Source organism: Aeromicrobium sp. REDSEA-S32_B7, from assembly GCF_001626145.1.
GTDB classification, from domain to species: domain Bacteria; phylum Actinomycetota; class Actinomycetes; order Propionibacteriales; family Nocardioidaceae; genus Aeromicrobium; species Aeromicrobium erythreum.
In genome coordinates this window covers 1-8,085 of the sequence record NZ_LUNF01000215.1, presented here as the reverse complement: position 1 = coordinate 8,085, position 8,085 = coordinate 1, and the positions used below count along the sequence as shown (strand labels likewise).

The following is an 8,085-nucleotide window of genomic DNA, read 5'->3' as shown; positions in this document are numbered from 1 at the left end:
GCGCTCGTGCCCATCGTCATCATGCTCGGGTACCTCGCGGCGGTCCGTCGCACGGGCGCCCTGGACAACCTCTAGGAGCGCGCCGTGACCCTCAGCCCGACCTCGCGCCGAGCCCTGCTCGCCGTCACCGCCCTCGTGCTCGTGCTCATGTACGCGCCGCTGCTCGTCGTGGTCGCGAACTCCTTCAACCCCGACCCGTCGATGACGTGGCCGCCCGACGGCTTCACCACCGAGTGGTGGGTCCGGGCGTTCCACAGCGCGGGCGCCCGTGACGCGGTGCTGACGAGCGTCGAGGTGGCGCTCGCGTCGACGGCGGTCGCGCTGGTGCTCGGCACCCTCATGGCGTTCGCGCTGCAGCGCTTCCGGTTCTTCGGGCGCAACACCGTGAACCTGCTGGTGATCCTGCCGATCGCGCTGCCCGGCATCGTCACGGGCGTCGCGCTCAACAACGCGTTCCGCGGCATCCTCGCCATCGAGCTCGGCGTCGCGACCCTGGTGGTCGCGCACGCGACCTTCTGCATCGTCACCGTGTTCAACAACGTCGTCGCCCGGCTGCGGCGGATGGGCGGCAACCTCGAGGAGGCCTCGGCCGACCTCGGCGCGGGGCTCTGGACCACCTTCCGGCTGGTCACGTTCCCGCAGCTGCGCTCGGCGCTGCTCGCCGGCGGCCTGCTCGCGTTCGCGCTCAGCTTCGACGAGATCATCGTGACCACGTTCACCGCGGGCCCCGGCACCACGACGCTGCCGATCTGGATCCTCAACAACCTGTTCCGGCCCAACCAGGCGCCGGTCGTGGCCGTCGTCGCGGTCGTGCTCATCGTCGTGTCCGTCGTGCCGATCTGGATCGCCCAGCGCATCGCCGGCGAGGCCGAGACCGTCCGATGAGCGCACGCCTCGTCACCGGGCCGACCTCCGCGCCCTCCCGTAACGTCGGCCGTGCCGACACCGCCACCCCCTCGAAGGAGCACCGATGAGCCTGTACGCCGTCACGAACCCCGCCACCGGCGAGGTCGTCAAGGAGTACCCCACCGCCACCGACGCCGACATCGAGGCCGCGCTCGCGTCGGCCCACGAGGCCTACCGCGGCTGGTCGAAGAGCTCGACGGTGGCCGAGCGCGCCGCGCTCGTGCGCCGCGTCGGCGAGCTGCACGCCGAGCGCCGCCAGGAGCTCGCCGAGATCGCCCAGCGCGAGATGGGCAAGCCGCTCGAGGAGTGCCTGGGCGAGGTCGACTTCTGCACGGCCATCTACGAGTTCTACGCCGACAACGCCGAGCGCTTCCTGGCCGACGAGCCGCTCAAGCTGCTCGAGGGCGAGGGCTCGGCCGTCGTCAAGCGCAGCGCCGTCGGCGTGCTGCTCGGCATCATGCCCTGGAACTTCCCGTCGTACCAGATCGCCCGCTTCGCCGGCCCGAACCTGGCGCTCGGCAACACGATCGTGCTCAAGCACGCCCCGCAGTGCCCGGAGTCGGCCGAGGCGCTGCAGAAGATCTTCCTCGATGCCGGCTTCCCCGAGGGCGCGTACGTCAACATCTACGCGACCAACGAGCAGATCGAGGAGATCATCGGCGACAAGCGCGTCCAGGGCGTGTCCCTGACCGGCTCCGAGCGGGCCGGCGCCGCCGTCGCCGCGATCGCCGGACGCCACCTCAAGAAGGTCGTGCTCGAGCTCGGCGGGTCCGACCCGTTCATCGTGCTCGGCGCCGACGACCTCGACGCCACCGTCGAGCAGGCCGTCAACGCGCGGCTCGACAACACCGGCCAGGCCTGCAACGCGGGCAAGCGCTTCATCGTCGTCGAGGACCTCTACGACTCCTTCCTGGAGAAGTTCACCGCCAAGATCCTCGAGGCGGCCGACGGCATCGCACCGCTCTCGTCGAAGGAGGCCGCCGAGCGGCTCGCCGACCAGGTCGACCGCGCCGTCGAGCAGGGCGCCCACCTGGAGAGCCGCGGCGAGCGCGACGGTGCGTTCTTCCCGCCCGGCGTGCTCACGGGCGTGAAGCCCGGTGACGACGCCTTCCACGAGGAGCTGTTCGGACCGGTCGGCATCGTGTTCAAGGTCAGCTCGGAGGACGAGGCGGTCGAGCTCGCCAACGACACGCCCTTCGGCCTGGGCTCCTACGTCTTCACCGACGACCCCGAGCAGGCGCAGCGCGTCGCCGACCGCATCGAGGCGGGCATGGTGTTCGTCAACGGCGTCGGAGCCGAGGGTGCCGAGCTGCCGTTCGGCGGCGTCAAGCGGTCCGGGTTCGGTCGCGAGCTCGGACGCTTCGGCATCGACGAGTTCGTCAACAAGAAGATGATCCGCACCATCGCCTGATCTCGCCCTGCGAGACACCAGCGTCGTCGCGCGTCATGGGACGCCGCGGGCGGCGTCTCCTGGGTGCGTCGGTCCCGCTCCTCAACAGGGAGGGCGGGACCGACGTCGTCGTCGGGGTCGGTCCGGCGCCGGCACTAGGCTGGCGGTCGTGGTCTACGACGCGCTGTTCTCGACGGTCTTCGCCCGCATGGACCCGGAGGTCGCGCACGAGCAGGCCTTCCGGGCCATCCGCCTCGGAGGTCGGCTCGCGCGACCGCTCACGGCGGTCCCGCCCGCGCCGCGCACGGTGATGGGGCTGACGTTCCCGCACGCCTTCGGCCTGGCCGCCGGCTTCGACAAGAACGCCCGCGCGGTGCCCGGGCTGCTGGGCCTCGGGTTCGGCCACGTCGAGGTCGGCACCGTGACCGCCCGCCCCCAGCCCGGCAACCCACGCCCCCGGCTCTTCCGGCTCGTCGACGACCGCGCCGTCATCAACCGGATGGGCTTCAACAACGACGGCGCCGCCGTCGTCGCGGCCCGGCTGCACCGTCTGCGGCGCACCGCGGTCGGGGCAGACGCCGTGGTCGGCGTCAACATCGGCAAGACGAAGGTCGTGCCGGCCGAGGAGGCCGTCGCCGACTACGTCGAGAGCGCCCGGCTGCTCGCGCCCTACGCGAGCTACCTGGTCGTCAACGTCTCCAGCCCCAACACACCGGGTCTGCGCGACCTGCAGTCGGTCGACGCGCTGCGCCCCATCCTGGCCGCCGTGCGCGACGTCACCGAGCGTCTCCCGCAGGGTCGGCGGGTGCCGCTGGTCGTCAAGATCGCCCCCGACCTCGCCGACGCCGACGTCGACGCGGTGGCCGACCTCGCGCTCGAGCTGGGGCTCGACGGCATCAGCGCCACGAACACGACCATCGAGCGTCCCGCCTCGCTGCTGGCCGACCGCGCGACGATCGACGCGGCGGGCGCGGGCGGCCTGTCCGGCCCCGTGCTGGCCGACCGGGCCACCGAGGTGCTGACCCGTCTGCGCGACCGCGTGGGGGAGCAGGTGGCGCTCGTCGGGGTGGGCGGGGTGACCACGCCCGACGACGTCCGCGACCGGCTCGCCGCGGGTGCCGACCTCGTGCAGGCCTACACCGGCTTCATCTACGGCGGACCGCTGTGGCCGGCGCGTCTCGCGCGCGCTTGCAGGCCCTGAGGGCGTCACGGTCGAGGGGGGTACCCCCGATTTCGTCCTGCACGGGACTACCTGTAGTGTTGCTTCTCGGCTTGCCCCTTTAGCTCAGTCGGCAGAGCGTTTCCATGGTAAGGAAAAGGTCTACGGTTCGATTCCGTAAAGGGGCTCTGAGAGACGAGAACTCGTCCCTCCGTGGCTGGGTAGCTCAGGTGGTTAGAGCACACGACTCATAATCGTGGTGTCGCGGGTTCGAGTCCCGCCCCAGCTACCGCATCCCGGCAGCACCACCCCCAGACCAGAAGAGGCAGACCCGTGGCGAGCAAGAGCTCCGACGTTCGACCCAAGATCACCTTGGCTTGCACCGAGTGCAAGGAGCGCAACTACATCACCAAGAAGAACCGTCGCAACGATCCCGATCGTCTCGACCTCAAGAAGTTCTGCCCGCGCTGCAAGACCCACCAGGTCCACCGCGAGACCCGCTGAACCTCGTTCCTCCCGAGACCCCCGACCGCATGGTCGGGGGTCTCGTGCGTTGACGCCCTCCTGCGACGCGTCCCGCACGGGAGGGGGTGGACCGCGGGGAGGCGTGCTGGCGGTGAGGTCCTAGGCTCGACGCATGGAGCTCGCCGACGTCACCACGCTGCGCCTGGGTGGTCCCGCCCGCGACGTCGTGGAGGTGACGACGGAGGCCGAGCTGGTCGACGCCGTCCGCACCGCCGACGCCGCCGCGACGCCGTTGCTGCTCGTGGCGGGCGGCAGCAACCTGGTCGTCGACGACGCCGGGTTCGACGGCACGGTCGTGCTGGTCCGCACCCGCGGTGTCCAGGTCGAGGCGGACGCGTGCAGCGGTGCGCAGGTCGTCGTGCAGGCGGGGGAGCCGTGGGACGACCTCGTCGCCCTCGCGGTGGAGTCGGGCTGGGTCGGCATGGAGGCGCTGTCGGGCATCCCCGGATCCACGGGCGCGACCCCGGTGCAGAACGTCGGTGCCTACGGACAGGAGGTCGCGCAGACGATCGCCTGGGTGCGGGTGTACGACCGCACCCAGCAGAAGGTGCGCACGATCTTCGCCGTCGACTGCGGCTTCGGCTACCGGCACAGCCGGTTCAAGGCCGAGCCGGGACGCTACGTCGTCCTGGCCGTCGCCTTCCAGCTGCGCCTCGGCGACCTGTCGGCCCCGATCGCCTACGCCGAGCTCGCGACGCGGCTCGGTGTCGACGTCGGCGACCGCGCCCCGCTCGCCGACGTGCGCCGCACGGTGCTCGCCCTGCGCGGCTCCAAGGGCATGGTGCTCGACGCCGACGACCCCGACACCTGGAGCGCGGGCTCGTTCTTCACCAACCCCGTGCTCGACGCCGAGGCGGCCCAGCGGCTGCCCGAGGCCGCCCCCCGGTTCCCGCAGCCCGACGGCAGCGTCAAGACGAGCGCGGCATGGCTGATCCAGGCGGCGGGGTTCGAGCGCGGCCACGCCACGGCGGACGGCCGAGCCAGCCTCTCCACGAAGCACACGCTGGCCCTCACCAACCGCGGCGACGCCTCGAGCGCCGACGTCCTCGCGCTCGCCCGCGAGGTCCGCGACGGCGTGCGCGACGCGTTCGGGGTCACCCTGGTGCCCGAGCCGGTGCTCGTCGGCTGCGCGCTCTGAGACGTCCCTGCGCCGCGTCGCGCACCAGCGGGCGGACGGCCTCTCAGTAGCCGGTGTCGCGGCGCAGCGCCACCAGCTCGACGACGGCCCAGCCGACCAGGGCGAGCACGGCGAGGCCGAGCGCCGTGGTCGCCACCGCGCCCAGGACGACGCCGGCGCGGGCGCGGCTCGCTCCCGTCCAACGTCCCGGCTCGCGCTCGACGTCGCGCAGCACGCCGGCGCCCAGGTACCAGGCCCAAGGGCCGAGCAGCAGCGGCACCACGAGCAGTCCGCCGACGACCGACGCGAGCCCCGTCGCGTAGGCGCGCTCGGCGGCGGGGTGCCGTTCGGCCGCGCCAGGCCCCAACGGGCTCACGAGGTCCGCCAGCGCTCGATGCCGGTGAGTGCCTCGGCCTTGAGGTCGTCGGGGGCGTGGGAGCGACGGACCGACATCGCCGCGAGGGTCGCGAGCTCGTCGTCGCTGAAGTCCTGGGCGGCGCGCAGCACGTTGTACTGGCCCGCCAGGCGCGAGCCGAACAGCAGCGGGTCGTCGGCGCCCAGCGCGACGTCGACGCCGGCCTCGACGAGCGTGCGCACCGGCACCTCCTCGAGCGTGGCGTAGACGCCCAGCGAGACGTTCGACGTCGGGCACACCTCGAGCGCGACCCCGGCGTCGGCGACGCGCGACAGCACCGCAGGATCCTCGCTGGAGCGGACCCCGTGCCCGATGCGCGTGGGATGCAGGTGGTCGAGGCACTGGGTCACGTGCGCGGGGCCGAGCAGCTCGCCGCCGTGCGGCACGAGCGACAGGCCTGCCCGCTCCGCGATGGAGAAGGCGGGCGCGAAGGCGGCCGTGTCGCCGCGTCGCTCGTCGTTGGAGAGACCGAAGCCCACGACGCCGCGGCCCGCGTACTGGGCGGCCAGGCGGGCCAGCGTCCGCGCGTCGAGCGGGTGGCGCGTGCGGTTGGCCGCGACGACCACGGCCACGTGCGTGCCGGTCCGCTCGGTCGCGTCGCGTGCTGCGTCGATGACGAGGTCGGTGAACGCGGTGATCCCCCCGAACCGGGCCCCGTACCCCGACGGGTCGACCTGGATCTCGGTCCACACCGAGCCGTCGCGCGCGTCGTCCTCGGCGGCCTCGAGCACGAGCCGGTGGACGTCGGCCTCGGTGCGCAGGACCGACCGGGCCACGTCGTAGAGCCGCTGGAAGCGGAACGCCTTCGGCAGCGTGACGACCGGCCTCACGCGGCGAGCGCCTCGTCGAGGTACGAACGGGCTCCGCCGGACTCGAGCCCGGCGCGCACCCGGTCGACGGTGGAGCGGCGCGCGAGCACGTGGAACAGCATCGAGGGCACCCCGGCCACGACGGCGAGCACGAACGGCCAGGGCCCCTCGTCGAGCGTGAACGCGAGCGCGATACCGAGGATCACCGGCACCTCGGTGACGACGAAGCGCAGGATCATCAGCGTCTGGTAGGTGGCGACGGAGCGTCGGCGTGCCTCCGCCTCGCCGAGCCCGGGCGGCAGCGGGGCGGCGCGGTAGCCGACGGCCTGCGCCAACGCGAACGCCGCGGCGACGAGCGCCAGCACGCCCAGGGCGACCGGGAGGGTGAGCCGACCCTCCGACGGTGGCAGCACCACGAGCACGGCGACGAGCACGAACAGGGGCGACGAGCAGAGCGCCAGCGCGAGTACGCGCAACGTCCGGCCGGGCGACGGGACGGCGTTCGCGGCACTCATGGAGCCACGGTAGCCGTCCCGCGCCGCTCAGGCCTCGTGTGCCTTCTCCACCGCGCGGGCGGCCTTCTCCACGGCGTCGGCGACCCGGTGGTGGACCTCCGGGTGGAACACGCTCGGGACGATGTAGTCGGCGTTCAGCTCGTCGTCCTCGACGCACGCGGCGATGGCCTCCGACGCCGCGAGCAGCACCGGCACCTCGATGCCGTGGCTGTGCGCGTCGAGCAGACCGCGGAAGATGCCCGGGAACGCGAGCACGTTGTTGATCTGGTTGGGGTAGTCCGAGCGTCCGGTGGCGACGACCCGCGCGTGCTGGCGGGCCAGCGACGGGTCGATCTCCGGGTCGGGGTTGGCCAGGGCGAACACGACGGCGTCGTCGGCCATGGTCTCGACGTCGGCGGCGTCGATGAGGCGCGGCGCGCTGACGCCGATGAAGACGTCGGCGTCGCGCAGGGCGTCCTTGAGGGTCCCCGTGACCCCGCGCGGGTTCGTGTTCTCGCCGATCCAGCAGAGGGTCGGGTCGGTGTCGCCGCGCTCGGTCGAGACGATGCCGTCGACGTCGCACACGACGACGTCGCTCAGGCCGGCACCGAGCAGCAGCCGCAGGATGGCGGTGCCGGCGGCGCCTGCGCCGACGAGGACCACGCGCACGTCCTCGAGCGACTTCTCGACCACGCGCAGCGCGTTGCGCAGGGCCGCGAGCACGACGATGGCGGTGCCGTGCTGGTCGTCGTGGAAGACGGGGATGTCCAGGCGCTCGCGCAGCCGTGCCTCGATCTCGAAGCAGCGGGGCGCCGAGATGTCCTCGAGGTTCACGCCGGCGAAGCCGGGGGCGACGGCGGCGACGATCTCGACGATCTGGTCGACGTCCTGCGTGTCGAGGCACAGCGGCCAGGCGTCGATGCCGCCGAAGGTCTTGAACAGGGCGGCCTTGCCCTCCATCACCGGCAGGGCGGCGTGCGGGCCGATGTTGCCGAGGCCGAGCACGGCCGACCCGTCGGTGACGACGGCGACGCTGTTGCGCTTGATGGTGAGTCGGCGCGCGTCCTCGCGGTCGGCGGCGATCGCCTGGCAGATGCGCGCGACGCCGGGCGTGTAGACCATCGACAGGTCGTCGCGGTTGCGCAGGGCGTGCTTCGACGCGGTCTCGATGACGCCGCCGAGGTGCATGAGGAACGTGCGGTCGGAGACCTTCTTGACCTCGACGTCGGGGATCGCGCGCAGCGCGTCGGTGATGCGGTCGGCGTGGTGC

9 protein-coding genes and 2 tRNA genes are annotated in these 8,085 nt (G+C 72.5%); 7 read left to right on the top strand and 4 right to left on the bottom strand.

Annotation, left to right across the window (positions count from 1 at the left end):
* Positions 1-84 precede the first annotated feature (84 nt).
* From A6Q79_RS14195 to A6Q79_RS14165, 7 genes are all read left to right on the top strand, one after another.
* The gene (locus A6Q79_RS14195; RefSeq protein WP_067854680.1) at positions 85-885 is read left to right on the top strand and encodes an ABC transporter permease; all 801 of its coding nucleotides are present in this window, start codon (positions 85-87) and stop codon (positions 883-885) included.
* Positions 886-970: 85 nt separating this feature from the next.
* Positions 971-2,317, top strand: coding sequence for an NAD-dependent succinate-semialdehyde dehydrogenase (locus tag A6Q79_RS14190; protein WP_286689127.1), 1,347 nt, complete (start codon positions 971-973; stop codon positions 2,315-2,317).
* 148 nt (positions 2,318-2,465) lie between these two features.
* Positions 2,466-3,497, top strand: a complete 1,032-nt coding sequence (locus tag A6Q79_RS14185) for a quinone-dependent dihydroorotate dehydrogenase (RefSeq protein ID WP_083516226.1) — start codon at positions 2,466-2,468, stop codon at positions 3,495-3,497.
* Positions 3,498-3,570: 73 nt separating this feature from the next.
* A tRNA-Thr gene (locus A6Q79_RS14180) sits at positions 3,571-3,643 on the top strand.
* Positions 3,644-3,670: 27 nt separating this feature from the next.
* A tRNA-Met gene (locus A6Q79_RS14175) sits at positions 3,671-3,744 on the top strand.
* 44 nt (positions 3,745-3,788) lie between these two features.
* Positions 3,789-3,959, top strand: a complete 171-nt coding sequence (gene rpmG / locus A6Q79_RS14170; protein ID WP_055964149.1) for a 50S ribosomal protein L33 — start codon at positions 3,789-3,791, stop codon at positions 3,957-3,959.
* A gap of 133 nt (positions 3,960-4,092) precedes the next feature.
* Positions 4,093-5,118, top strand: a complete 1,026-nt coding sequence (locus tag A6Q79_RS14165; protein ID WP_067854686.1) for a UDP-N-acetylmuramate dehydrogenase — start codon at positions 4,093-4,095, stop codon at positions 5,116-5,118.
* 43 nt (positions 5,119-5,161) lie between these two features.
* Here A6Q79_RS14165 and A6Q79_RS14160 read toward each other — a convergent pair whose 3' ends face one another.
* From A6Q79_RS14160 to A6Q79_RS14145, 4 genes are all read right to left on the bottom strand, one after another.
* Positions 5,162-5,473: a hypothetical protein gene (locus A6Q79_RS14160; protein ID WP_067854688.1), complete on the bottom strand. Its 312-nt coding sequence runs from the start codon at positions 5,471-5,473 to the stop codon at positions 5,162-5,164.
* Positions 5,470-6,342 (bottom strand): adenosine deaminase, encoded by an 873-nt coding sequence (gene add, locus A6Q79_RS14155; RefSeq protein WP_317698652.1) that lies wholly within the window; start codon positions 6,340-6,342, stop codon positions 5,470-5,472. Before add ends, A6Q79_RS14160 begins: the two co-directional genes overlap by 4 nt.
* On the bottom strand, positions 6,339-6,836 hold the full coding sequence (locus tag A6Q79_RS14150; RefSeq protein WP_286689129.1) for a hypothetical protein: 498 nt from the start codon (positions 6,834-6,836) through the stop codon (positions 6,339-6,341). The genes add and A6Q79_RS14150 overlap by 4 nt, the downstream gene beginning before the upstream one ends.
* A 27-nt stretch (positions 6,837-6,863) precedes the next feature.
* Positions 6,864-8,085: NADP-dependent malic enzyme (locus tag A6Q79_RS14145; protein WP_317698651.1), on the bottom strand; the 1,222-nt coding region annotated here is incomplete at its 5' end.